General features: G+C 70.3%; 1 protein-coding gene. It reads right to left on the bottom strand.

Annotated elements, in window-relative coordinates:
* Nucleotides 1-66: 66 nt before the first annotated feature.
* Nucleotides 67-1,409: 3-isopropylmalate dehydratase large subunit (gene leuC / locus Q8Q88_RS23470; protein WP_305677597.1), on the bottom strand; the 1,343-nt coding region annotated here is incomplete at its 5' end.

Below are 1,409 nucleotides of genomic sequence, written 5' to 3'. Positions count from 1 at the left end.
CGACTAAGGCGTTTGCGTTGGAAACGGCCATGAGCCGTCACCCGCGAAGGCCGGATCTGAGCCGGATCAGATGAAGTCCCGCACGTCGGCGATGTGGCCGGCGATGGCGGCGGCGGCGGCCATGGCCGGGCTCATCAGGTGGGTGCGTCCGCCCCGGCCCTGACGGCCCTCGAAGTTGCGGTTGGAGGTCGAGGCGCAGCGTTCGCCCGGCGCCAGGCGGTCGGGGTTCATGCCCAGGCACATGGAGCAGCCCGGCTCGCGCCAGTCGAAGCCCGCGGCCTTGAAAATGGCGTCGAGGCCTTCTTCCTCGGCCTGGGCCTTCACCAGGCCGGAGCCTGGAACCACCATGGCCCGCACGTGGGGGGCCACCAGGCGGCCGTGGAGGAAGGCGTGCTGCACGATCGCCGCGGCGGCGCGCAGGTCCTCGATGCGGCTGTTGGTGCACGAGCCGATGAAGACGACGTCGATCCGAGCGTCGCTGATCGGCTGGCCGGCGGCCAGGCCCATATAGTCTAGCGCCCGCTCGGCCGAGGCGCGTTTGTCGGGACTGGCGAAGCTCTCGGGGGCGGGGACCGCGTCGGTCACGGCGATGACGTCCTCGGGGCTGGTGCCCCAGGTGACCAGGGGCGCGATCCTGGCGGCGTCCAGCCGGACCTCGCGGTCGAACACCGCATCTTCGTCGGAATAGAGCGTCTTCCAGTAGGAGAGCGCCATCTCCCAGGCGGCCCCCTTGGGCGCGGCCGGGCGGCCCATCATGTAGTCGAAGGTCTTCTGGTCCGGGGCCACCAGGCCTGCGCGAGCGCCGCCCTCGATGGTCAGGTTGCAGAGCGTCATGCGGCCTTCCATCGAGAGGCCGCGGATGGCCTCGCCGGCGAATTCGATAACCGAGCCGGTGCCGCCGGCGGTGCCGATCGCGCCGATGACGGCCAGGGCGAAGTCCTTCGCGCCGACGCCGGGGGCCGGGGTCCCGTCGATGGTCACCCGCAGGTTCTTCGACTTTTTCTGGCGCAGGGTCTGGGTGGCCAGCACATGCTCGACCTCCGAGGTGCCGATCCCCTGGGCCAGGGCTCCGAAGGCGCCGTGGGTGGAGGTGTGGCTGTCGCCGCAGACGATGGTCATGCCCGGCTGGGTGCGGCCCTGCTCGGGACCCACCACGTGGACGATCCCGTTGCGGATGTCGCCCATGGGGAAGAACTCGATGCCGTTGTCCTTGACGTTCCGATAGAGGGTCTGAAGCTGCAGACGGGCTTCCTCGTCGGCCACGGCTTCGACGCCGAGAGCCTGGCCCTCGGTGGGGATGTTGTGGTCGGCCACCGCGAGCGTCCGGTCCGGACGGCGCACCTGCATGCCGCGGGCGCGCAGCCCGGCGAAGGCTTGCGGTGTGGTGACTTCGCCCAGCAGGTGCAAGT

This window comes from Phenylobacterium sp. (genome assembly GCF_030697925.1).
In the GTDB taxonomy this organism is placed as follows: domain Bacteria; phylum Pseudomonadota; class Alphaproteobacteria; order Caulobacterales; family Caulobacteraceae; genus Phenylobacterium.
The sequence above is the reverse complement of the archived record's forward strand: the minus strand, read 5'-3'. Positions and strand labels throughout refer to the sequence as shown.